Below are 23,261 nucleotides of genomic sequence, written 5' to 3'. Positions count from 1 at the left end.
CTGTGGTCTCGCGTTTTGCCTGCTGGCTGCGACGACCTTGGTCGGCCATGCCTGCGAAGCGCCCATGGCCGACCATATCCAGCAGCCGTTCCCTCTGCGCGTGGAGCCCGGCAACCGATATCTGGAAGACGCTGTCGGCTGTGCCTTTCTGATCAATGGCGACGCCGCTTGGTCGCTGATCGCCGATTTGACGCGCGAGGACGCGGATATCTATCTTCGTGACAGGCGGGCACGCGGGTTCAACACGGTGCTGATCAGCCTTGTCGAGCATCGTTTTGCCCGCAACGCTCCCGCCAATGCCTACGGGGACCGCCCTTTCCTTCGCAATGGCGACTTCAGCGCTCCCAACGAAGCCTATTTCAGGCAAGCCGACTGGGTCTTGCGCCGTGCACGCGATCTCGGTTTCGTGGTGCTGCTCGTCCCCTCCTATCTCGGCTATGGCGGCGGGGACCAGGGCTGGTACCAGGAGATGGCGGCCAGCGGCGAGAGGAGCCTGCGAGCCTACGGCCAATTCGTCGGACAGCGCTATGGCGGCCTCGGAAACATCATCTGGGTCGAGGGCGGCGACTACAACCCGCCGGACAGGAGCCTTGTCAGGGCGGTCGCAGAGGGAATTCGGGAAACCGACCCGGATGCTCTGCAAACCGCCCACAGCGCGCCCGAAACGGCGGCTCTGGACTACTGGCGGGAAGAACCGTGGCTTTCCGTGAACAATGTCTACACCTACGAACCCGTCCATGCGGCGGCACTTGTCCAGCACGCCTCGGGCGACATGCCTTATTTCCTGATCGAGAGCGCCTACGAAAACGAGTTCGGCGCGGACGGCCATCGCGTGCGGGTGCAGGCCTACCAGGCGCTTCTTTCCGGGGCTTCCGGACACATCTTCGGCAACAACCCGACTTGGCACTTCGGCGGCCCGGGCCTCTGGCCAGCCGAAATGACCTGGCAGCAGGCGCTCGACAGCCCAGGGGCAAGAAGCATGCAGGTTCTCCATCGATATTTTTTCGTCGATCAGATGGTGGGAGCTCGAACCTGACAGGGGAAACGACTTTCTCATCGCAGGACAGGGCAGCTACCGCGCCCGGACAATGTCCGCGCGGACCATGGATGGATCGTTCGCACCCATTTACCTTCCCAACGGGAGAGGCATCACCCTCGACCTTGCGAAGCTCGCCGGGCCGCAGGTCTCGGCTCGCTGGGTCGATCCGTCCTCGGGAGCGGGCGAGGCGGCTCCCGGATCACCGTTTGCCACGAATGTCCGGTATTTCGCGCCGCCGAAAGGTGATCACGCCGATTGGATACTGGAACTCCGTTCGCAACCGGTACAAAGCCAATGACCGCCAGGAACGACGCTGCTGACAGCTTTGACAGCCTGGCGAGCGCCGGCGCAATCGCAGCAGCACCCCATCAGCCAAGCGGCCACCGCACCGGGGTGCGCCGAACGCCTCGAAGAATAACGTTGTTCGGGCTCTTCGGCTCGGGCAATTTCGGCAATGAAGGTTCGCTCGAAGCCATGGTCGGGTTTCTGAGGAGAGAGAGACCCGAGGCGGAACTGTCATGTGTCTGCGGCGAACCCGACGTGGTCAAACAGACATTCGCGATCGAGACTTCGCCGATTCGCCGGAATGGCCCGGCGACGGGCCTGTCCGGAAGTATTAACCGCCTCCTCCTGAAAATCCCCGGAAAACTTGCCGATTTCACGCAGACCGTCCGCCGCATCCGCAAGTCTGACGTGATAATCTTCCCGGGCACCGGAATCCTGGACGATTTCGGGGAAAGGCCGGCAGGCATGCCGTACGACATCTTCAAATGGTGCCTCGCCGCTCGCCTCGTCGGGACGCGCATTGCCTTTGTCAGCATCGGGGCCGGCCCGATCAGGAACAGACTAAGCCGCTTTTTTATGACGTCGGCGGCCCGTCTGGCTCAGTACCGGTCCTACCGCGATCTGCAATCCAGGGAATTTATGGAAAGTGTCGGCTTCGACACCCGTGGAGACGCGGTCTATCCAGACCTCGCCTTCAGCCTGCCCGCGCCAATTCCGTCTCCCCAGATACGGCCGGAGCCGCTGAGGGTGGGTGTCGGCGTCATGGCATACCGCGGCTGGTACGGCTTTGCCGAGGGCGGCCAGTCGATCCTTTCCGGGTACATCGGCAAACTGACGCATTTCGTCGTCCACCTCCTCGACAGCGGCCATGACGTCCGGCTTCTAATAGGTGACGAAGAAGACAGCGTCGCCGTCGACGCGCTCCGGGCGGCCGTGAACGACCTTCGGCCCGGCTCAAGACTGGAGCACGAACAGGTCCATTCGCTGGGAGACGTCATGGGGCAGATGGCGCTTACCGACATCGTCGTCGCCACGCGCTTCCACAACATCGTCTGCGCATTGATGATGCGCAGGCCGACCATCTCGCTGAGTTACGCGAAGAAGAACGATGTGCTGATGGAAGAAATGGGCCTGGGCGAGTACTGCCACCATGTCGAGACTTTCACTGTCGAAACGCTGATCTCGCAGTTTTCGCAGCTGAGGGCGGCCAGGGATAAACACGAACAGACAATCGGCGGGCGGCTGGTCGAGTTCAGGAAGCAGGTCGATAGGCAAGGCGCCTGCCTTCTTTCCAGCGTGATCGGTTGAAGCGCATGGTGTCGATCGCCCCCACGGCGTCTCCAGGCAATGCGTAACCGGTATTCATCCGAAAGTTGCGGACCAGGAGTAGGGCTACATCCATCGTCTGAAGGTCAAGGATGACGTCGAAATGCTAGCCTGTTGCGGTCTCACTCGTGCGAACAGCATCATCGATGGAACAATGCTGAAGAAGCCCAAGAGAGTGTCGGCGAGCTTGGCGATCCGCATCCATCGGAGTTCTGATTGATGGCCAGCGTCGACATTGTCATCCCTTGCTACAATTACGCGCACTTCCTGCCGCAATGTGTTCAAAGCGTTCTTGTCGAGGGGGTCGAGGATGTCAGGATCGTCATCATCGACAACGCCTCCACCGACAACAGCGTCGAGGTGGCCCACCGGCTGGCGGCGACGGATGACAGGATCGAGGTCATTTGCCATCAGGTGAATGTCGGTTCCCACGCCTCGTTCAATGAAGGCGTGGATTTGGCCCGTGCCGATTACTTCATGATCCTCTGTGCCGATGATTTGCTTATGCCGGGAGCCCTTCGCCTCGGGATGACGCTCCTCGACCGTTTCCAGGAGGTATCGTTCGTGCTGGGCAAGCACATCGCGCCATGGGTAGGGAACGACTTTCCTGCCCTGCCTGCGCACGCCGACGGCTGGACCCTGACGGATGGGGATCGCTTGATCGAGACGTGCTGCCGGAAGATGAAATTCAACCTGACTGCCCATGCAATGCTAGTGCGGACATCCATACAAAAAACGGTCGGCCATTATCGGCCGTCCGTGCCGCTTCTCGACGACCTGGAGATGGCGCTGCGCCTGGCCCGCCACGGATCGGTTGCGGAGCTGTCCGTGCCGCTGGCGATAACACGCGAGCACACGACCAACATCTCTCAGGTCATGTGGCACGACGCGCTCCGCAGATTGCAGGAATATGAAACTGTCTTGAGGAGCTTCTTTGCTCACGAGGGCGGCGCCATGCCCAACGCCTCAACGCTTCATCGCACGGTTCGGCGCCATTTGGCGGGGGCTGCCTATTGGTCGGCAGTATCGCATCTGATGCGGGGCAAGCGCACGGCCGGTGCCGAACTTTTAAAGTTCGGCCGGAGGCTGGATCCCGGCTCCATGCTTTTACCGCCCATCGGTCATCTGTTCAGAACGGACGGCTCCCTCAAACGGGCAAGACAGGTCATTTTAGAGGTTCTCGGGAGCACGCGCCCTTAGCCGTATTTTCAGCGTTTTGCAAAGCATCGATCGGATACCAGATGTCGGCTCTAACCATAACTTCGCCGATTGCCGAACAAAACCGGAGCCCGAAAACCACCGGGAAGGCAGCAGTAGTTCTGATCACCGACCAGAACTATTTTCTTCCGACTTTTGCAACGGCATTATCCGCCGACACCCATACCGGAAGCGGCACACCTATCTGTCTGTTCGTCGTCAATGCGGAACAGGCATGGTTGCAGCAATTCGCCGCGGCTGTTTGCGGGACGAAGATTTCAATCAGCGCGGCTAACATCCCGCAACTGGCAGAACTCTCCCGATTTCATCGCGACGTCGTTCCCCCAATCGCGCTGGCGCGGTTATGGATCGGTTCACTGTTGGAAGAGGATATCGGACGTTTTCTGTATATCGACGGCGACACCATGGTGGACGACGAGCTTGACAGCCTATTGGCAATTTCGCCGCCCGAATACGGTCTAATGGCGGTGCCCGATTTCATGAGAATATACATTGACGAGCTAAGTTGGTCTAAGCGAAGAGACATAGACCATCTTAGAGGTTTGGGATGTAAACCGACTGCATATTTCAATTCCGGCGTAATATACGCCTCGAAAAACGCATGGAATTCAATCGCATCGTCGGCTATCGGGTTTCTGCGTGAGCATCCGGAACGCTGCGTCGCGTCCGATCAAAGCGCCCTTAATCACGCCGCCCGGGGAAACGTCGACTTTCTGCCTCTTCGCTACAACTATCAGAGCGAATATATGATGGCGTTGGACCCCCGCGAACTAGGTATCAAACCGACGATCTGGCACTTCGTCGGCGCGCCCAAACCCTGGGACGTCTCCGACTGGCCCTGGGGTGAGTATTTCAACAAATTCTATCGCCAGGCAGAGTTGCGGCTGCGAAACTGCGATGTCACGCTTCCGGTCCCCCCAAAGGCGCAGATAGCCGCGGGTCTCTCCCACAGGGAGCGCAGCAGATTTCGCATGAAGTGGTTGTACCCTTGGCGGAGATACACACGCAGGCGGAAGATACTGTCCTTGCTTTCGCAGTGATTGAGGCGGGAGGCCGAATGGACCGCGCCTCGACAGGACGTTCGCGCAGCGATGGGTCAAGGTGGATGCCGCCGACGCATTGAGGCGGCTCCCTTGCTGATCGCAAGAGCCGATGAATAGGCTGACGGAGGTAGGGCAATACGGCAAACGGATAGTGTGCTCAACCTTGTCGCCGTCTTCTACTCCCATTGCTTCGCTTGCCGGTCAGGCATCGTTTCCCGAAAGTCAGGCATCGCCAACCGCGTCCGGATCAGGACATTGCTGCGGATAGCCAGCCTGGAAATTGACATGCGCGTGGATGCGCCGGGAACCAGCCGTATGAAGAAAACGCAGGGCTGCGGCCGGCTCGGGCGGGCCTGACGACAGATGGAGCTCTCGCCTGTCGGTTTGATCGTCTGCGCCGCAGTTCTGCTGACGGCGATTTATTACCGGGCGCCTTTGATCGTAGGCCTTATCGCATCGCTGGCTTTCGGTTCGACAGCCTTGATGATGCTCAGTTCGCTGGGCGGGTCGTCGCCGCTAATCTATACCTTCTTCGGCGCCCTCATGTTGACGGGGGTCGCCGCCAGGAGGCGGATCTGGCAGGACCTTGGCAATGTGTTCGGCAAGATCCGGGCCATCTGGGTGCTCTCTGGCCTCATGTTTTATGCCGTGGCCGGCGCGTGGCTTTTCCCGCGTCTGTTTGCAGGACAGACCAGCGCTTTCGTCCAGTCCAAGACGCGCCACGGTGTCGTCATAGAGGCCTCACTCGAGCCGGTCTCGTCCAACATCTCGCAAACCGGATATTTCATTCTTGGCGGCCTCATCGTCATCGCCCTCTGTATCCTGCTCCTGAACAAGAACAGGATGGACGAGATCCGTCGAGGTTTCTTCATCTGGTGCGTACTCCACGTCACCATGGGAATGCTCGATGTGGTGGGCAAGGTCGCGGGAACGGGGGACCTTCTGCAGGTGATCCGGACTGCCAGCTACGCGATGCTCACAGACCAGGTCCAGGCTGGCTTCTTCCGCATTGCCGGAGCCTATTCCGAAGCGTCGGCCTTCGGCGCCGTCTCCCTGGCGTGCTTGTCGTTCTGCTATGTCTACTGGCGCAAGACAGGCTCCCGGCTGGCCCGCTGGCTGTCTGGGATACTGCTGGTCCTGCTGCTTCTTTGTACGTCGTCGACAGCCTATGTCGGCTTGGCCGTGCTGAGCGTTCCCGTTGCTTTTTCCCTTGCTCGTTCATTTCTGGCCGGTCGCGTCACTGCTGACGAAATCCTGATCGTCACCCTGCTAACGGCCGGGGTCTGCGCGGTAATGGCAATCATCCTCTACAACGAACGAATCCTCGATCCGGTAATTGAGCTCATCGACTCGACCGTCATCAACAAGGGCAGCACAGACTCCGGCCATGAACGGGCTTACTGGAATATCAAGAGCCTCCAGTCCTTTGCCGACACCAGTGGCCTGGGCGTCGGGTTCGGCAGCTCGCGCGCTTCCAGTTGGCCGATTGCCGTGATCTCGCAACTCGGTTTAGTCGGCAGTCTGATGATGGCGACGCTTCTGGCCGTGGTGATCCGCGGGCTTGGAGGATTGAGGTCTTACGTTGATGGCGAAACCGAAGCGGTGGTCTCCTCCGTCCGGGCATGCGCCTTGGCTGGCATGGTTGCCGCGTCCATTTCGGGCGGGACCGCGGACCCGGGCATCGTTTTCTTCGTCGCTCTTGCCGTCGTCGTCGCCACCAGGGTCAGCGCCCGCAGGAACAGGCATGTCTTCGCGCGGCAGTCGCACGGATACCAGAAATCCCCAGAATTGATCGACGACCCAGCTGCCGCCAGGCGCGGGACGACATCCGTGCAGTGGCCGGCGTCCAACTGGGAGGATCCCATCGACCGCGAATTCATCAGCCTGTCGGACATTACATGCTTCCTGAGGCTGTACACGCGCTCCATCGTAGGTTGCTTGGCCGTGGGCATCCTTGCCGCGGGCTTCTATGTCGTCACCACTGACCGAATCTACAGGGCGAGCACCCAAATTCTTATCGAGCCGAACCTTTCCAAGCTCCTCCAGCAGCAGTCGGGCGAAGGAAACCCGTCCCTGGATAGGGCGCAGATCGAAAGTCGGATCGCTCTCATGAGGTCGGAAAAGACGGCTATGATGGTTATAGACCGCCTCAACCTGCGGGACGACGCGACGTTCAATCAGCCGCAAAGTCTTACCTTGGCCGAACGATTTGACCAATTCGGCGCGCTCGTCCTGCAAACGCTAGGCTTCCGAACAGGTGAAGATGCCGTCGCGTCCAAAGGCAAAAGAAAACCGGCTTGGGACGGCGGTGACAGCACAAAATCCGAGGTTGCGGAATTTGAGCGCAGCCGCCGTACGATGCAGGCTTTTCAGAGCGGACTGGACATGCGTCGGGTGGGTGGCTCTTACGCGATCGAAATCTCTTTCAGCTCCCGTGATCCCGAACTGTCCGCCAGGATAGCCAACGCCACCGCGAATGCCCTCGTGCTCGAGCAACTGGGGACCAAGGGAGCGGTGGCGCATAAGGATGGCGTATGGCTCGACCAGCGTCTGGGGGAGTTGCGGAGCCAAATGAACAATGCGACGCGGATCGCTCAGGAATTCCGCGCCCGGCACGACTACAGCGTCGCCAGACCGGCGAGCGTTGCGCCGGCCGAAGGCAGCGGGCCCAATACGCGGGGTTCGGGCGGGGAGACCCAGGAGCACACGCTCCAAGAACTCGATCTCACCGCGGACATTTACCGCAAGATGTACCGCGACTTCTTGCAGGCCCATACAAGCTCGCTCAACCAGGAGACGTTTCCGATTGCCGACCTGCGGGTCATCACACCCGCCTCGCGACCACTATCGGCCAGCTATCCGCGGCGCGAACTGGTAGTAGTTTTCGGCGCTCTCTTGGGCATGATGGTCGGAGTGGGCCTGGCCTTCATCCGCAGCATGTTCGACAAGACCATTCGTTCGCCGCGGCAAGTCCGCGAGGAGCTCGGGCTGGAATGCGTTGGCGAGCTGCCGCCGTTCGGCCGGAAAGGGCACAGCGGTCCGATGGAAGAGGTGACAAGCGCTCCATACTCGCCATTCAGCCATAGCCTCAGGCGGGTCAAGACCGCGATCGGCCTCGCTGATACCGACCGTCTGATGAAATGGATCGGCATTACCTCAACGTCGGCTGGCGATGACAAATGCTCGGCGGCAATCAACCTCGCTTCGCTCTATTCGATGTGCGGGCAGCGGGTGTTGCTCGTCGACGCGGACGTCGCCCACCCGGAGCTGGCCAAGCTGCTGCTGGCGGTATCGCCTGCCCCTCGCGAGCGGGCAGCGGGCCTTGTCGCGTCAAACATAGTAGCTGTGCCGAACCGGCAGTTCGACATGCTTCTATGCTCGTCCTCCGACGCCACTGAACTGCTTGTTCCGGAGACGATGCGCACCGTCCTTGAAGGATTGGAATCGTACGATATTGTCATCATAGTTCTTCCGTCATTCACTTCGGGATCCAAATTGGCGGCCAGCTCGGTTCTCGATGGCGTCATCCTGGTCGCCAGATGGGGCAGAACCTCCACGGACGTGCTGAAGGAACTCGTCCGGTCGCTCCATGCGAGCAGGGCGCCGATAACCGGCGTATTGATCACCGGGGCTCCGACACGATCGCGAAAGCATCTGGCTGCCTACGGATTACCCTCGGCAAGCCGGCCTTTCCTCAGCAGGCTGCCACTCTTGATTGCACGAATCGGCAATGCGGCTAGGAACCCCATTCGTACGGCTTAGGGTTAAGCCCTGGTGCGGGTACTCCTTTTGCCGTTCTTGCGAACAAAGCCCGCTTGCTGAGAGAGTGCCGTGACAAGCAGCAGGCGCCGGCCACCGTATCGGGACGACAGCACGGGAGTTTGCCCTTGGATCCTCTCGGCGGTCGCTGGAATGGGGGTGTCGATGTGACTGCTTCGCACTCGTTTGGATAAATCTCATAAGAAATACACGAAAAGCGCGCAAAATGTCGATTAATGGGATGGCACGCTCAATCGATCGAAGAAGGTCGAAGTTACGAATTATCTTTGCTGTAGCGACCTTTGTTTTTGTCGCCTTGATAGGCGGCGTTGTATTTTACAACAAACTGCCTCAGCCGGCGGATGGGGCGAAGAGTACAAAAATCTGGCACTCATTGACCTGGAGATTACAGCTCTATACGCGCAAGGCATTAGGGGGAGTTCCAGACCTGTCCTGGCGCGAGCTTCTCCAGATGACGAACCCTTCGAGCGGGTTCGTTTTGACGACAACGGTCACGGAAGGGCGCTCCCTAGATGCCGCAGTTAGCAATCCTTTTGTCAGTGCGGAGGATCGGGCCAGCGGCGCCGAAATATTTCAAAGGAACTGCGCGGCCTGCCACGATGGATCGGGGGCACACGCTCCGCTTCTCGATCGGCCACTCAGACACGGCGACAGCGACCTGGCCATTTACAAGGTCGTGCGCGACGGTATTCCCGCCACGTCCATGGCGCCCCACGCTGATCTGTCGTTCGACGACCGTTGGAGGGTTGTGGCTTATATCAGATCGCTTCAGGCCAAAACTTCGGCCACGAGCGACGAAATCGCGTTTCACCTTGATGTCAACGTGAAGGGCGATGATCTGCTTGCTCCGAATTCGGGCCAATGGTTGACCTATTCGGGTTCGTTGGACGGTTGGCGCTATTCACCGCTTTCCGAAATCACCAAGGAAAATGTGTCCCGGCTTCGTGCCCGCTGGATTAGCCAGTTCGACACCGACGACCGGCTTGTGGAGGCCACACCGCTCGTCGTAGGCGGAACGCTCTTCACCAGCGTTCCTCCCGCCAGCATCGTTGCCTACAACACAAAATCGGGCAAGGTGATCTGGAAGTACGAACGGCCTTTACCCGATAACCTGCCCATGTGCTGTGGCCGGGTAAACAGAGGCCTTGCCGTTCTCGGCAACGTACTTTTTCTGGGCACCTTGGATGGCGTCCTGGTCGCTGTGGACGCCAACCACGGGAAGGAGATCTGGGAAACCGAGGTAGCCAAGGCCTCCGAAGGTTTCACAATGACCGGGGCACCTCTGATCGCGAACAATGCCGTCGTCGTCGGCGTTGCCGGCGGCGAGTTCGGCATTCGCGGATTTCTGGCGGCTTATGATTCCGCGAGCGGCAAGCAACTGTGGAAATTCAATACCATCCCTGGTCCTGGCGAGCCGGGGCACGAGACGTGGAAGAACGACGCCTGGCGAACCGGCGGCGGTCCAACATGGGTGACGGGTAGCTACGACCCTTCCCTTGATCTCTTATACTGGGGCGTAGGCAATCCGAGTCCTGACTACAATGGCGACGTACGCCCCGGCGACAATTTGTACACCAACAGCGTAATCGCGCTGCGCGCGAGTACCGGGAAGCTCGTATGGCACTTCCAGTTCTCGCCACATGATGAGCGGGACTGGGATTCAAATCAGTCCCCTATCCTTGCCGAACTCACGATCAACGGCGTCAACCGCAAGGTGATCTGCTGGGCGAACAGGAATGGATTTTACTATGTGCTCGATAGGGTCACGGGCGAATTCCTGACCGGCGTAAACTTTGTTGAGCAGAACTGGGCCGATGGCCTGGATCACGCGGGGCGGCCGATCTTATCCGCGGGCGCTTCGACGGCGGGACGCCTCATACGGCCAGGCGGCGGTGGAACGAACTGGCAAAATCCGGCCTTCGACCAAGATCAAGGGCTGGTCTTCGTGCCGACCACCGAAGGGGCCTCGATTTTCACGAAGACCGATCCGGACAACGTCCAACGAGGGGTGGAGGGATTGTTTGTTGCGAGCGGGGCAGCGTGGGTCACTCCGCCCGTGCCGGCCGTGCGTGCGCTCGATGCCGCGACCGGCAAGAGGAGGTGGGAATTCCGTTCCCCCACGGCAAAGGACTCAGGTTACAGCGGTCTGCTCGCGACTGCGGGCGGACTGGTCTTCGGCGCCTCCGGAGGGGTGTTGTTCGCGCTCGACTCCGCCACCGGACAAGAGCTTTGGCACATGCCGGTAGGCGGAGAAACAAGGGCAGCTCCGATCTCGTTTGTCGTGGACGGTCGGCAGGTCATAGCGATCGCAGCCGGTCGGGCACTGTTTGCCTTCGGACTGTAGGACCGCCGCGCAGGGTCCCCTGAGGGAACACCCCAAAGGAGAAGGCGCGCACCATCCAAAAGAACTAATCGGCGGCCAGGCTTCGTCCAACAGGGCATTGCGACCGCCTATTGGCGTTCTCGCCCAGCCCTTTCAGCCTCAGTAGGCTCTGCGCGATCAATACCCAGCTTGCGAAGAGATGCGCTATGAAAGTCATGGTAACTGGCCATCAGGGCTACATCGGCTCGGTGATGGTGCCGATGCTGCTCCGCGCGGGGCATTCGGTGACGGGTTACGACAGTGATCTATACCGGCGTTGTACTTTTGCTTCGGGTGGCGAGCGGGCCTTCGTTCCCACCATCCAAAAAGACGTCAGGGACGTGCATGCGCGCGACCTCGAAGGGTTCGATGCGGTCATCCACCTGGCGGCTCTTTCCAACGACCCGCTGTCCGATCTCGATCCGGACATCACCTACGAGATCAACCACAAGGGCAGCGCCCGCTTTGCAAAGACCGCCAAGGAGGCCGGCGTGTCGCGATTCCTATTCGCATCATCGTGCAGCAATTACGGACAGGCCGGAGAAGCGATGGTCGACGAAACGGGCGATCTGAACCCCGTCACGCCCTATGGGTGGTCCAAGGTGCTCGCTGAGCGGGATATTTCCGAACTGGCCGACGGCAGCTTCTCGCCCACCTATTTCCGGCCCGCCACGGCCTACGGCCTGTCGCCTCGGCTCCGCTTCGACATCGTGCTGAACAATCTCGTCGCCTGGGCAGTAACGAAAGGGGTGATCCTCCTGAAGTCCGACGGGACACCCTGGCGGCCGATCGTCCACATCGAGGACATTTCGAGGGCATTCATCGCCGGACTGGAAGCACCACGCGAGACAGTCCACAACGAAGCCTTCAATGTGGGATGCACGCAGCACAATTACAGGATCCGCGACATAGCCGAAATCGTCGCCGACGTCGTGCCGGGCTGCCGGCTCGAATTCGCGTCCGACGCCGGACCCGACAAGCGATCCTACCGCGTCAACTTCGACAAGATTGCGCGCACCCTTCCTGCTTTCAAGCCGCAATGGGATGCACGCAGGGGGGCAGAGCAGCTTTACCAGGCCTACCGAAAGTCGAATGTCACTATCGAGGAATTCGAGGGACCGCGCTTCCAGCGTATAGGCCATATCAGGCATCTTCTAGCCAACGGACTTCTGGATGCGTGTATGCGGGTCGCGGAAGCCTCGAGAACACTGGAGGCGGCAGCAGGATAGCCGGGGATGGAGCACGTGAACCCCGCCGCGACCTGCCCGCCGCCGGCCTCCATTGGCGTCGGCCAGGGAATTTACGCCTTGGCCGAGCAGCTGTTCCCAATTTGCAGGAGCATCACCGGAGACGGCGTGCGACAGACTCTGGATATCCTGTCACGGCATGTCGATTTGGAGCGGCACGAGGTGCCCACAGGGACGCAGGTGCTCGACTGGACTGTTCCGAGGGAATGGAATATCCGCTCGGCTAGCATCACAGGACCGGACGGGCAGACAGTCGTGGATTTTGCAAGCTCCAACCTGCATGTCGTCAACTACAGCGTGCCCTTCAAGGGGATCCTGCCGCTCGACGAATTGAGAGCTCACATCCATACTCTGCCCGAACAGCCGCAGGTGATCCCCTATCGCACCTCCTATTACGCTCCGGCTTGGGGTTTCTGCATGGCTCACGACCTGCTGGCCCGGATGCCCGACGGTTTCTACCGGGTGGAGATCGATGCCGAACTCGAGGACGGCAGCCTGACTTATGGCGAATACCTGCACCGCGGGCGGACGGATCGGGAATTCCTTCTCTCGGCGCACATCTGCCATCCGTCGCTGGCCAACGACAATTGCTCGGGCCTAGCCCTGCTGGCGACTCTTGCAAGAAGCCTGATGACAAGGCAAACACGCTACAGCTACCGCTTCTTGTTTGCCCCCGCCACGATCGGCTCGATTACGTGGCTGTCCCGCAACGAGGACCGGGTACATCTCATCGACCACGGCCTGGTGCTATCATGCGTGGGCGACGCCGCAAGCCCGACATACAAGCGCAGCCGCCGCGGTGACGCCTTCATCGACCGCGCGATGGCGCACGTGCTCGGGCGGGAAGCCGGGGCTAGGCTGACGGACTTCTCCCCTTACGGCTACGATGAGAGGCAGTATTGTTCGCCGGGCTTCAATCTTCCGGTCGGCATGTTCCAGCGCGGCGTCCACGGCATTTTCCCAGAGTACCACACGTCGGCCGATAATCTCGATTTCATCGGGCCGGAGCACCTGGAGGACTCCTTCCGCATCCTGACGGACGTGATCGACATCGTAGAAGAGGACTGGACTCCGTTGAACCTTTCTCCCAAAGGCGAACCGCAGCTCGGCAGGCGCGGTCTCTACGCAGCCCTGGGAGGGCAGAAGTCTTCGGGGGCAACATCGATATCCTTGCTTTGGGTGCTCAATCTCGCCGACGGCCGGCATTCGCTTCTCGCGATGGCGGAGCGCTCGGGCTTGCCGTTCATGGAACTGGCGACCGCGGCAAGATTGCTGTTGGATCATGGTCTGTTGGCTGAGGCCGCACCTGAGGCGGTTCGCTAGAGCAGTGTGGAACCGTTTCTGTCCCGCGTCACAACTGCGCTAGCAGTTCTTCGGCGTCTTCAATAGCGGCCAGTTCATGTCCCTTTCCGATATCGCGGTCGGCATCAAGGGCCAGTTTATCGAAAAGACTGGGTCGTTGTAGCGCACACCCGTTGATGCGTGGGGCGTATAGAACTGCGATATGAGGTAGGAGACCTCGACGTCGTCTGTCAGGGTTTGGAGCCCGTGGGCGAAGCCGGCCGGAATGTAAACCTGCTTCATGGTTTCGGCCGTCAGTTCGAAGCCCAGCCAATCGAAGCGTGTCGGCGAGTTCGGACGCAAGTCCACGACCACATCGAAGATCGCGCCTCGGACACAGGAGACGAGCTTCACCTCTGTGTATGGCTCCTCCTGATAATGCAGCCCTCGGAGGGTTCCTCTTCTGACCGAACGCGCCCGGCTGTGCTGGACAAAGCGCGTCGCCAGCCCGCAATCGGCCATCTCTTTTTCGCAGAAGAGACGGGTGAACGAACCGCGGTCGTCAATCACGGGCGTCGGTTCGATCAGCCAGACGCCCTTCAGCTCCGTTTCGGTAAACCGCATGTTGCCCTTGAATCATCGGTGACCGGGCAATGACCCGCGGTCCGATTGTCGGCACCGGGTGTGCGGGCTGGAAGGTCTACCTAAGCCTTAGGCGGCCTCTCCGATTGCGGTATGCCGGGCGACCGCATTACCCATTCGGCGGTCCGCCGGCGTCATCGACGCCTGCCGTTTCCCTATAAGAATTAAGGCGGCCAACGGATTGGCAAATCGAACCCGGGGGCACCCCGTTCTAACCTGCATTGAAACAGAAGCGCTCTCCACGGACGCGCGGCGGTTTCGCCTTCAGGCCATAGCGCGGCCGTTTTTTCGAAGCAACGCGACAGGAGTACGGAATGAATATTCAGGCTGCCGAAATTGTTCCCGACCCTAATACGGCACGCCGGAATGTCGGTTGCAGGCTCTGCGGATCGCGCCTGCGCCACACACTGGTCGACCTTGGCATGTCGCCGCCTTGCGAGAGCTTCCTGCAGGCCGACCAACTTGACCAGATGGAACTCTACTATCCGCTCAACGTCCTAGTCTGCGAGAGCTGCTATTTGGCCCAGCTCAAGGAGTATGTGAGCCCCGAGACTATCTTCGGCGAATACGCCTACTTCTCTTCTTTCTCGACAAGCTGGGTGGCCCACGCGAAAGCCTTTTGCGAAGCGATTACGAAGCGACTTGGACTTTGCGCCGACAGCTTTGCGGTGGAACTCGCAAGCAATGACGGTTACCTGCTGCAGCACTTCCTGCCGCTCGGCATTCCGGTGCTCGGTGTCGAGCCGGCAGCCAATGTCGCGCGCGCGGCGGTCGAGAAGGGCGTGCCTACACGGGTCGACTTCTTCGGGGTGCGGCTGGCGCGTCAGATGGTGGCCGAGGGACTGCTCGCCGATCTTATTATTGGCAACAACGTCCTGGCGCAGGTGCCCGACCTCAACGACTTCGTCGCGGGAATGAAAATCTTGCTCAAACCGGAGGGCGTGATCACCCTCGAGTTCCCGCACATCGAGCGGCTGATGGCCGAAAACCAATTCGACACCATTTACCACGAGCATTTTTCATATTTCTCACTTCTGACGATCGACCTGATGGCGGCCCGCCACGAGTTGCGGCTGATCGACGTCGAGGAACTGCCCACCCATGGCGGGTCGCTCCGCGTCTATCTCGCCAACGAGGGCAGCAACTGGGTCACCGATGACCGTGTCGCCGAACTCCTCGACCGAGAAAAGCGACACGGGTTGACGGAAATGACGACCTACACCTCCTTCGGTTACAAGGCGCAACGCGCCAAACGCGATCTCCTGGCGTTTCTGATCTCGGCCAAAAGCGAAGGCAAGAAGATCTGCGGCTACGGCGCGCCCGGCAAGGGCAACACGCTGCTCAATTACTGCGCCATCGGCACTGACTTCCTGGACTTCACGGTCGACCGCAATCCCTACAAGCACGGCCGTTTCACGCCGGGCATGCATATCCCGATCAAACCTATCACGGCGATCGAACAAGCCAAGCCGGACTACATCTTGATCCTTCCGTGGAACCTGAAGGACGAGATCATCAAGCAGTTGCACCACGTTGCCGCCTGGGGCGCGAAGTTCGTGGTGCCGATTCCTTTCGTAATAGTGATTGATCCATCGGAGTTACCGAGATGAAAGTCGTCCTTTTCTGCGGCGGGCGCGGAACCCGGATACGCGACTATTCCGACAGCATACCGAAGCCGATGATTCCGCTCGGCCACCAGCCGATCCTGCGCCACGTCATGCAATGGTACAGCGATTATGGGCATGACGACTTCGTCCTGTGCCTGGGCTACAAGGCCAACGTCATCAAGGATTTCTTCCTGAACACTCGGCCGCAGACCTTTTCCGACTGCGTGGTCTCTCGGGGTGGCCAGGAGGTGCAACTGCTCGGTGACACGGTCAAGGACTGGAGCATTACCCTGCTCGACACCGGCATCTGGCGCAACATCGGAGAGCGCCTGTGGGCCGCCAGGGATCATGTCAGGAACGAGAAGATGTTCCTGGCCAACTACTCCGACGGCCTGACCAATGTCGACCTTGACGACGTGATTGCGAAGTTCGAGGCCAGCGGCAAGATCGGCTGTTTCCTCGCCGTGCGCGCGCCCCTGACGTACCATTTGGCCGACATCGCGGAAGATGGGCGCGTGCGCGAGTTCCGCACGACCGACACCGCCGAGATATGGATCAATGGCGGCTACTTCGTATTCCGTACCGAAATTTTCGACTATATGCGCGACGGCGAGGAACTCGTACTTGAGCCCTTCAGGCGCCTGATCGACGACAATATGCTCATGGCATATAAGCACGAGGGATTCTGGCGTTCGATGGATACGCTGCGTGATTGGCAGTCGCTCGAAGACATGGTCGAAAAGGGCGACATGCCCTGGAACAGGAAGATCACCGCCGAGAAGAACAGGCGCAACAGGGTCTTGGCCGCATCATGAAGGGGCTTGGCCTCGCTCGTCGCGGGGAGGAACTGTCGATCCTCTGCCTTGGCGCCCATTCGGACGACATAGAGATCGGCGCGGGAGGCACCATACTCGGCCTGATCGCGTCGGGGATGAAACTGGACGTGCACTGGTGCGTGCTGAGCGCGGACGGCCAACGGTCGGCGGAAGCCAGGGCTTCGGCCGCGGCTTTCCTCGAAGGATCGCGCTCGTCCAGGGTCGATATTGCGGATTTCGAAGACAGCTACTTCCCCGCCCATAGCCGATCGATAAAGCAGTGGCTGCTAGATGTGAGATCACGGGTTCATCCCGACGTAGTGTTAACCCACGCAAGGTTTGACGCCCATCAGGACCATAGGGAGGTCAATCAACTGACCTGGAGCGTGTTCCGCGACCATCTTGTGCTCGAATATGAGATCCCAAAATGGGATGGCGACCTTGGCCAGCCCAATGCCTACGTGCCGCTCACGGCCGACGTGTTGGAACGCAAGATCGAACTCCTCCACGAGCACTTCGGGACGCAGCGCTCCAAGGATTGGTTCGATCGCGAGACATTCGTTGGGCTTGCGAGATTGCGCGGAATGGAATGCCGCGCTGCCGACCATTTCGCAGAGGCCTTCACGCTCCGGAAGGCCACAATTTTGTAAAAAAGAGCGGTGGATCATAAAGTGAAAGGGCTTTGAACTCGCTTGAGATCTGCTAGTAAACTCGCCAATCGCACTCGGCGGACAGACTTAAAAAGGCCGCGCGGACGCGACTGTGCAAGCTAGGGCCTTTTGCGATACGCTCTCAGGGGAATGTGATCAAGGTGAGGAAACTTGCTCCTGGATTTTCGCTCAGCAAGGTTCGGATCGGAACGATCGAGGGCGGAGAATCCGGGTTTTTGGTGTGGAAATCCAACCATCTGGTTGCCGTCCTTACCCAGATCGACGAGGAGGCGTACTCCACGAAAGGCAAATGGTTCCTTGAGACAGGGTTCGGGCTGCTAACCGGACAGCACAAGAATTTCGACACGATTGAGGAAGCCGTCATATGGGTGGGGAGACACACCTTCCCGCGGCCCGTTCCCGTTGCGGCGGATCGATAGGCCCATCCGAGGGGACAAGCTGGCCCGCGCTTTCCGGCCCGAGTGGCAGTGATGCGTTGTCAGGTGCGCCTTACATTGCGCGACGGCAACTGAGTGAGATCCTGATCCTCAGACGAGCGAGAAGGCAGCGTTCACGCGTCAAGATGTCGCCGCGAGGCGTGTTTCCAGTTGCCTCTTGGTCGTATTGTTCGCGGTTTGAGAATTCTCTGGGTCCGTAACTGTTTCAACTCGTTCGTCGCCATTGTTGAAGCGGCGGAAGACGACCTGGGAGGGACGGCCTACCAGAAAACGGCTCGTCCCCGACTCGAGGGCCCGCGCATACACTGCTAATGCATCATCGACGGCCTCTATGGTCTTCATGAGGGCCGCGTCGTCGTGGGTGAAGCTGACGACGAGAGACGGCAGGAGCACCCCACGCCTGATCGTTTCCTGCAGAAATAGGGAGCGATATGCCTGCGACGGTTTACCGTTGGGGTCGAGCGTGGCATAGGCCAGGCAGCAGGCACGGCCGACGACCTTGAAGTGACCATCCACGCCACGCCGTTTGGCGGCCTCTTCGATCCCTTCCCTTAATTTCGTTCCCTGACGATACAGGTGTTCGACGACCGGCTCGCTCTGGTAAGTCCGCATGGTCGCGATCGCCGCCGCAAGCGCATGGGTCTCCGCGCCGTGCGTGGTGGACAGCAGAAACACCCTTGGGCGGTCCGTATGCTCAAGGCCGCCGAGCCGCATGTATTCGCGTTTGCCCGCGAGGGCGGAGACCGAAAAGCCGTTCCCAAGCGCCTTGCCGAATGCCGACAGGTCCGGTTCGATGCCATAGAGCCTCTGCGCCCCGGCCGCATGCCACCTGAACCCGGTGATCATCTCGTCGAGAATGAGCAGCGCGCCCTTTTCCCGACAAAGACCCTGGACTTGATGCAGGAAACCGTCCTTCGGATCGTCGCCGCGGGAAGGCTCGAGGATCAGGGCGGCCAGCTTGCCGGGGTATCTGTCGAACAGGTCCCTTACGGAAGCGATGTCGTTGTATCGGAAAGTGACGGTCAGGTTTCGGGTCGCCTCTGGAATTCCGGCATTCATCGGCGTTGTCCCGATGAACCAATCGTCGGTCGAAAAGAAAGGGTGGTCGGCGCAGCAAGCAACGAGATCGCGGCCCGTGTAGGCGCGGGCAAGGCGGACCGCTCCCGAAGTCGCGTCCGATCCGTCCTTGCAGAACTTCACCATCTCAGCGCCGATGAGCTCCAAGAACGTCTCGGCGCAGCCGACCTCGATTTTGGCGGGCCGCGTGAAATTGGAGCCGCCGTGGAGGGCCGCCTCCACCGCTCTGAGCACGGTCGGGTAGGCATGCCCCAGCCCGACCGAACGGTTGCCCATGCCGTATTCGATGTACTCGTTCCCGTCGACGTCCCAGACATGGCATCCCAAACCACGCTCGATGAAGCCCGGCGCCAGGACGGGATACTGGTCCTCGCCTTTTGCGTATGTATGGCTGCCGCCCGGGATTAGCTCGCGGCCGCGTTCCTGCAGGCGGATGGATTTGCGAAAACGAAGGCTTTGCTCAGACATGCCGACCACTCCGTTCCGGCACGAAGTCTACATGCTCGGCTCAGGATTTCGCGTTCTCCATAAGGTCATCGGTTAGCACTTTGGGGGATAGCGGGCGGGCACGAGCCTAGCTTTGCGCGATGCAAGAGCTTTTCAGGGACGGTTAGACCAAGATTATCGCCGCCGATCTCGGGCGGCTCCCAACAAATGATCCACAGAAAACAAAAAACGGCCCGCTGGATTCACCAGGGGCCGTCTTGCCGCTTGCGATCACTCTTCAGTCACAGCTCCGTCCGCGAAGAGGTCGTTGACCTTGTAGGCAACTTCCGTGCGGTTGGTCGCTTTCAGCTTCTTCATGATGTTTCGAATATGGACCTTCACGGTGCTTTCGCGCAGGTTAAGTTCGTAGGCGATGATCTTGTTCGCCTTGCCACGCCGGAGCGCCTGGGCGACCTCAGCCTGCCTGAGCGTGAACATGCCCGTCAGAGGCCGCGTGTCGCAGTTGCCTGAATCAATCAGGTGCCGCATGGACAGGACACTGCTCGCCGGGACGAAGATGCCTCCTGCCGCGGCAAGGTTGATCGCCTCGACGCAAACGTCGATCGCGACCGAGGTCGGAATATAGCCGCGTGCGCCGCATTCGAGAGCCGCCAGTATCTGTGCAAGGTCCTCGGTGTCGGCCAGGATAACAACAGGGACCGACTTGAATTCGGACGAAATATGCCTGATCTCGTCCGCGATGTCATGATCGGTGACCTTCCGGCCGCCAACGTTGAAGAGTATGGCGGCGAGAGGAGGGGCCGATGCCTTCTTCACGTGCCATTCTTCGATCGAACCCATCGCGACAACCGCCATTCCGAGTTCGTGATCCTCAAGGGCCGATCCGAGACATTCGCGATCAAGGGCCCTTCCATCCAGGATAAGGAGGCATTGCCTGCCTGCTTGCTCGTGGACATTCTCCATCCCCCTCAAGGGGATCCCCAACTGATTTGTCGAAGTGTAGTTTTGCGATCCTACTGTAGAACTCATACTAGCACCGCCCTTTCCACAACACAGCTCGCCTTGCGGCGGCTAACCAAAGCCTCCCTCAATCTTTGGAACGTGAAAGTTTGATTCCCAACCCGATAAAGGCCTCAAGCTGGATCACCCAGTTTGGAGCCTTGATCAGTTTTTCTGCTGCCCCCACCCAGAACAACTTTGTCAGTTTATGGTCTGTTTATAAGCAGTCTCTAATCTAAGTTAATTTTCAGTAAATTTTTGGGCCATCGAAAAGACCGGAGCCTCGCTGCGATCCGCCGCACGGATAGGAAGCATCTCCATGGCACGATCCTGATATCCGACGCCCCGAGCTTTGGGTTCGAGCGCTATCTGGTGGATCTGCCGTAGTATGTGGAGCGCTTCCCCTTTAGGCGGAAGTAGATTCGCTTGCATCTTCTGACAACGGCACATGTTACCTCCACAAACTTCGTTGACGGCCTGTGTTGCCAGATCGAACGTCGGGGATACTTGCGTCTGCTGAACGCTTGCGCATCCTGTCCGCGGACAGGATAGGAGGTGTCATTACCGCGCAGTGGCTCCCCTATTGCCTACGGGCGGCGAACACGTCGTCAGGTCTGTTGCAGTCAAGTTCGAATGTCGTGCTCTCGGCAGACTGAGCATGGAAGAGGTCATCGGGCTCTTATTGGCGCTGATGAAGACTTGGAGAGGCAGAAGGCGGAGATCACCAGGCGTGTGGCGTTGGCGCCCACTGACGTGCCCGATCTGCATCCCAACATCGCCACTCTCTACCGCAAGCGGGTCGAGCAACTCACGCAAGCGCTCGATGATCACGAGGATGGACGGCCGGCAGCCGAGGCGCTACCCTCGTTGATCGGAGAGATCGTCCTCACGCCCGGCGACAAGCGCGGTGAGGTCCATGCCGAACTACGCGGCGAGTTGTCAGGCATCCTCGAATTCGCCAAACCCGACCAAAATCAAAAACCTGACGCTGTTATGACAAAGGGGTTGCGGGTCCCCTCAACCAAACACAAAGAGCCCGCCTCGCGCGGGCTCTTTGTGTTTGCTGCGAGAGCCGGCGATTTTAACCTGCATCAGGGGCCCGCAACGAGGCAAAGCCACCCCCGCGGGACAAAAAGCAAATCCTGTCTTCTTTCCAACTCGACTCGGCGGAGCTTTGCAGCGATGGTCGCTCGGCGCCCGCGAGCCATACATTCGGCCGCGGCGCTGACGTAAGAGGAGTGCAAGATGCGGCAGGCGCTGATCGTATGGGGCGGCTGGGAGGGCCACGAGCCCGAAGCCGGCGCTCGTGTCGTCAAGGCGATGCTCGAGGAAGAAGGCTTTGCCGTGCGTGTCGAGAACACGACCGCGGTCTTCGCCGACCCGGCGATCGCCGAACTTAGCCTTATCGTGCCGATCTACACGATGTCCAAGCTAACCAAGGCGGAAGAAGCCAACCTGACGAAAGCGGTCGAAAACGGCGTCGGCCTTGGTGGCTATCATGGAGGCATGGGCGACGCGTTTCGCGAATCGCCCGACTATCAATTCATGTGCGGCGGGCAATGGGTCGCGCATCCGGGCAACATCATCGACTACAATGTAAAGGTGACGCGGCGCGACGACCCGGTCATGCGAGGCATCGACGATTTCCCCTACCGCTCCGAACAATATTACATGCATGTTGACCCGTCGAACGAAGTGCTGGCGACGACCACCTTCTCCGGCGAATATGCGCCGTGGATCGACGGCGTCGTCATGCCGGTGGTGTGGAAGCGCAGGCACGGCAAGGGGCGGGTGTTCTATTCCTCACTGGGGCATGTGGCTGCGGAGTTCGAGGTGCCGCAGATGCGCACCATACTGCGCCGCGGGCTGGCGTGGGCCGCGCGCTGAGGCGGCAAGTACATACATCCGACTGAAGCGCGCCGCGATCCTCGATCGGGCGCGGACGTGCTTGATCGACATTTCGATTGCCGCCCGATCCAGTGGAGTCTTCCACCGAATCGCAAAGAATGAAGCGCGTCCGAATCAATCAAGGTTGTCAATTTTTGCTATCTATTGCTATGCTTCGCGCCTGGCTCCATATTTCTCTGTGAGACCCCGATGCCTAACTACGCTTTGAACGAGCATTATGAGCGCTTCATCAGGAAGCAGCTCGAATCGGGTCGCTACAACAATGCCAGCGAGGTTGTCCGCGCGGGCCTGCGCATGCTCGAGGATTTTGAGGCGGAGCGGGAGAGATGGCTGCGCGAGGAAATCCCGTCGCGCATGGCCGAGCTCCAGCAGGATCCGGCAAAGGGTATTCCCGCTGAAACGGTGTTTTCCCGGTTGGAGGCCCGTCATCGCGCACGGCGGGCGAAAGCCAAGTAGGGATGGAGTATCGGATTGTCTTCCACGCGAAAGCGGAAGCCGAACTCGAACAGCTCTATGACGATATAGCCGAGCGCGCGTCGCCGGCGGTTGCCTGGAATTTTGTCGCGGGCATCCGCGATCATTGCCTGGGCTTGTCGACATTTCCACAGCGCGGCTCCGAACGGGTGGAGATCATGCCGGGGCTGCGGATTATCGGCTATCGCCGCGCGGTCAGTATCGTTTTCGCCGTCGATGGCGAACGCGTGCTGATTCTGGGCATCTTCTACGCCGGCCGGAACATCACGCCCGAATTGCTCGAGGAACGGCTCTAACCGAGGTTCAGTCGGGCGCCGCAGTCGGCATTCGGCTAAGCGCTGCAGGCGATTTCTGGGTTGAACACATCCGCTCGGCGGAGCGGTTGTGGCTGCTATCGCCGGAACGGCTGGCAACGGATCGTAGGCCAAAATTCAACGAAGCCAGCTTATCATTTTTCCCTCCGTGGATATCTCCGCGAGAAATCGAAAAAAGAGCGATCTTGGCTGTTGACAGTTCGACCGGGTGACGACTATATACGGCCCACGAACGAGGGCGGTGCGCCGCTGGCGGCAGAGAAGTTCGCTTCTATGTGTGCCCTGTTTG

Annotated in this window: 19 protein-coding genes; 16 read left to right on the top strand and 3 right to left on the bottom strand. The window is 59.8% G+C overall.

Annotated elements, in window-relative coordinates:
• The first annotated feature begins 64 nt into the window (after positions 1–64).
• From P9273_RS30700 to P9273_RS30665, 9 genes are all read left to right on the top strand, one after another.
• On the top strand, positions 65–1,036 hold the full coding sequence (locus P9273_RS30700; RefSeq protein WP_278052256.1) for an apiosidase-like domain-containing protein: 972 nt from the start codon (positions 65–67) through the stop codon (positions 1,034–1,036).
• Between the two features lie 52 nt (positions 1,037–1,088).
• A complete protein-coding gene (locus tag P9273_RS32475) occupies positions 1,089–1,337 on the top strand; it encodes a putative collagen-binding domain-containing protein (RefSeq protein ID WP_442920276.1) in 249 nt (82 codons plus the stop codon).
• Positions 1,334–2,632, top strand: a complete 1,299-nt coding sequence (locus P9273_RS30695; RefSeq protein ID WP_278052255.1) for a polysaccharide pyruvyl transferase family protein — start codon at positions 1,334–1,336, stop codon at positions 2,630–2,632. The genes P9273_RS32475 and P9273_RS30695 overlap by 4 nt, the downstream gene beginning before the upstream one ends.
• A 237-nt stretch (positions 2,633–2,869) precedes the next feature.
• Complete coding sequence (locus P9273_RS30690) at positions 2,870–3,850, top strand: glycosyltransferase family 2 protein (RefSeq protein WP_278052254.1); 981 nt, start codon at positions 2,870–2,872, stop codon at positions 3,848–3,850.
• 41 nt (positions 3,851–3,891) lie between these two features.
• A complete protein-coding gene (locus P9273_RS30685) occupies positions 3,892–4,908 on the top strand; it encodes a glycosyltransferase family 8 protein (protein WP_278052252.1) in 1,017 nt (338 codons plus the stop codon).
• A 366-nt stretch (positions 4,909–5,274) separates the two neighbouring features.
• Positions 5,275–8,673: a GNVR domain-containing protein gene (locus tag P9273_RS30680; protein ID WP_278052250.1), complete on the top strand. Its 3,399-nt coding sequence runs from the start codon at positions 5,275–5,277 to the stop codon at positions 8,671–8,673.
• 238 nt (positions 8,674–8,911) lie between these two features.
• Positions 8,912–11,035 carry an outer membrane protein assembly factor BamB family protein gene (locus P9273_RS30675; protein ID WP_278052249.1) on the top strand — a complete coding sequence of 708 codons (2,124 nt, stop codon included), beginning with the start codon at positions 8,912–8,914 and terminating at the stop codon, positions 11,033–11,035.
• Between the two features lie 185 nt (positions 11,036–11,220).
• Positions 11,221–12,282: an NAD-dependent epimerase/dehydratase family protein gene (locus P9273_RS30670; protein WP_278052282.1), complete on the top strand. Its 1,062-nt coding sequence runs from the start codon at positions 11,221–11,223 to the stop codon at positions 12,280–12,282.
• A gap of 6 nt (positions 12,283–12,288) precedes the next feature.
• Complete coding sequence (locus tag P9273_RS30665) at positions 12,289–13,623, top strand: DUF4910 domain-containing protein (RefSeq protein ID WP_278052247.1); 1,335 nt, start codon at positions 12,289–12,291, stop codon at positions 13,621–13,623.
• A gap of 39 nt (positions 13,624–13,662) precedes the next feature.
• Here the strand turns inward: P9273_RS30665 and rfbC are convergent, their stop codons facing one another.
• On the bottom strand, positions 13,663–14,205 hold the full coding sequence (rfbC, locus tag P9273_RS30660; RefSeq protein ID WP_278052246.1) for a dTDP-4-dehydrorhamnose 3,5-epimerase: 543 nt from the start codon (positions 14,203–14,205) through the stop codon (positions 13,663–13,665).
• 332 nt (positions 14,206–14,537) lie between these two features.
• Here rfbC and P9273_RS30655 point away from each other — a divergent pair, with 332 nt between their 5' ends.
• Genes P9273_RS30655 through P9273_RS30645 form a run of 3 tightly spaced genes read left to right on the top strand, consistent with a single transcriptional unit; the run spans position 14,538 to position 17,295 of the window.
• Positions 14,538–15,833 carry a class I SAM-dependent methyltransferase gene (locus P9273_RS30655; protein ID WP_278052245.1) on the top strand — a complete coding sequence of 432 codons (1,296 nt, stop codon included), beginning with the start codon at positions 14,538–14,540 and terminating at the stop codon, positions 15,831–15,833.
• Positions 15,830–16,645, top strand: a complete 816-nt coding sequence (locus tag P9273_RS30650) for a sugar phosphate nucleotidyltransferase (RefSeq protein ID WP_278052244.1) — start codon at positions 15,830–15,832, stop codon at positions 16,643–16,645. The genes P9273_RS30655 and P9273_RS30650 overlap by 4 nt, the downstream gene beginning before the upstream one ends.
• Entirely contained in the window at positions 16,642–17,295 is a 654-nt protein-coding gene (locus P9273_RS30645) for a PIG-L deacetylase family protein (RefSeq protein ID WP_278052243.1), read from the top strand. Before P9273_RS30650 ends, P9273_RS30645 begins: the two co-directional genes overlap by 4 nt.
• 578 nt (positions 17,296–17,873) lie before the next feature.
• Here P9273_RS30645 and P9273_RS30640 read toward each other — a convergent pair.
• Together P9273_RS30640 and P9273_RS30635 are read right to left on the bottom strand one after the other, a co-directional pair.
• Positions 17,874–19,298, bottom strand: coding sequence for a glutamate-1-semialdehyde 2,1-aminomutase (locus P9273_RS30640; RefSeq protein ID WP_278052241.1), 1,425 nt, complete (start codon positions 19,296–19,298; stop codon positions 17,874–17,876).
• 249 nt (positions 19,299–19,547) lie between these two features.
• Positions 19,548–20,306 (bottom strand): LuxR C-terminal-related transcriptional regulator, encoded by a 759-nt coding sequence (locus P9273_RS30635; RefSeq protein ID WP_442920275.1) that lies wholly within the window; start codon positions 20,304–20,306, stop codon positions 19,548–19,550.
• 708 nt (positions 20,307–21,014) lie between these two features.
• Between P9273_RS30635 and P9273_RS30630 the strand changes: the two genes are divergently transcribed.
• The 4 genes from P9273_RS30630 (at position 21,015) to P9273_RS30615 (ending at position 22,954) form a co-directional block, all read left to right on the top strand.
• Positions 21,015–21,509, top strand: a complete 495-nt coding sequence (locus P9273_RS30630; RefSeq protein ID WP_278052237.1) for a hypothetical protein — start codon at positions 21,015–21,017, stop codon at positions 21,507–21,509.
• A 12-nt stretch (positions 21,510–21,521) separates the two neighbouring features.
• Complete coding sequence (locus tag P9273_RS30625; protein ID WP_278052236.1) at positions 21,522–22,163, top strand: ThuA domain-containing protein; 642 nt, start codon at positions 21,522–21,524, stop codon at positions 22,161–22,163.
• Positions 22,164–22,373: 210 nt separating this feature from the next.
• Positions 22,374–22,640, top strand: coding sequence for a type II toxin-antitoxin system ParD family antitoxin (locus P9273_RS30620; RefSeq protein ID WP_278052235.1), 267 nt, complete (start codon positions 22,374–22,376; stop codon positions 22,638–22,640).
• Positions 22,641–22,642: 2 nt separating this feature from the next.
• Positions 22,643–22,954: a type II toxin-antitoxin system RelE/ParE family toxin gene (locus P9273_RS30615; protein ID WP_278052234.1), complete on the top strand. Its 312-nt coding sequence runs from the start codon at positions 22,643–22,645 to the stop codon at positions 22,952–22,954.
• Positions 22,955–23,261: the final 307 nt, after the last annotated feature.

The sequence above is a fragment of the Mesorhizobium sp. WSM4935 genome (genome assembly GCF_029625735.1).
Taxonomy (GTDB): Bacteria; Pseudomonadota; Alphaproteobacteria; order Rhizobiales; family Rhizobiaceae; genus Mesorhizobium.
The sequence above is the reverse complement of the archived record's forward strand: the minus strand, read 5'-3'. Positions and strand labels throughout refer to the sequence as shown.

Excerpts from the sequence above, each read along its gene's own strand:
- P9273_RS30675 (WP_278052249.1), top strand. The coding sequence starts at position 8,912 with ATGGCACGCTCAATCGATCGAAGAAGGTCGAAGTTACGAATTATCTTT.
- P9273_RS32475 (WP_442920276.1), top strand. The coding sequence starts at position 1,089 with ATGTCCGCGCGGACCATGGATGGATCGTTCGCACCCATTTACCTTCCC.
- P9273_RS30695 (WP_278052255.1), top strand. The coding sequence starts at position 1,334 with ATGACCGCCAGGAACGACGCTGCTGACAGCTTTGACAGCCTGGCGAGC.
- P9273_RS30690 (WP_278052254.1), top strand. The coding sequence starts at position 2,870 with ATGGCCAGCGTCGACATTGTCATCCCTTGCTACAATTACGCGCACTTC.
- P9273_RS30700 (WP_278052256.1), top strand. The coding sequence starts at position 65 with ATGGCCGACCATATCCAGCAGCCGTTCCCTCTGCGCGTGGAGCCCGGC.
- P9273_RS30680 (WP_278052250.1), top strand. The coding sequence starts at position 5,275 with ATGGAGCTCTCGCCTGTCGGTTTGATCGTCTGCGCCGCAGTTCTGCTG.
- P9273_RS30670 (WP_278052282.1), top strand. The coding sequence starts at position 11,221 with ATGAAAGTCATGGTAACTGGCCATCAGGGCTACATCGGCTCGGTGATG.
- P9273_RS30625 (WP_278052236.1), top strand. The coding sequence starts at position 21,522 with ATGCGGCAGGCGCTGATCGTATGGGGCGGCTGGGAGGGCCACGAGCCC.
- P9273_RS30640 (WP_278052241.1), bottom strand. The coding sequence starts at position 19,298 with ATGTCTGAGCAAAGCCTTCGTTTTCGCAAATCCATCCGCCTGCAGGAA.
- rfbC (WP_278052246.1), bottom strand. The coding sequence starts at position 14,205 with ATGCGGTTTACCGAAACGGAGCTGAAGGGCGTCTGGCTGATCGAACCG.
- P9273_RS30615 (WP_278052234.1), top strand. The coding sequence starts at position 22,643 with ATGGAGTATCGGATTGTCTTCCACGCGAAAGCGGAAGCCGAACTCGAA.
- P9273_RS30650 (WP_278052244.1), top strand. The coding sequence starts at position 15,830 with ATGAAAGTCGTCCTTTTCTGCGGCGGGCGCGGAACCCGGATACGCGAC.
- P9273_RS30655 (WP_278052245.1), top strand. The coding sequence starts at position 14,538 with ATGAATATTCAGGCTGCCGAAATTGTTCCCGACCCTAATACGGCACGC.
- P9273_RS30665 (WP_278052247.1), top strand. The coding sequence starts at position 12,289 with ATGGAGCACGTGAACCCCGCCGCGACCTGCCCGCCGCCGGCCTCCATT.
- P9273_RS30685 (WP_278052252.1), top strand. The coding sequence starts at position 3,892 with ATGTCGGCTCTAACCATAACTTCGCCGATTGCCGAACAAAACCGGAGC.
- P9273_RS30645 (WP_278052243.1), top strand. The coding sequence starts at position 16,642 with ATGAAGGGGCTTGGCCTCGCTCGTCGCGGGGAGGAACTGTCGATCCTC.
- P9273_RS30620 (WP_278052235.1), top strand. The coding sequence starts at position 22,374 with ATGCCTAACTACGCTTTGAACGAGCATTATGAGCGCTTCATCAGGAAG.
- P9273_RS30635 (WP_442920275.1), bottom strand. The coding sequence starts at position 20,306 with ATGAGTTCTACAGTAGGATCGCAAAACTACACTTCGACAAATCAGTTG.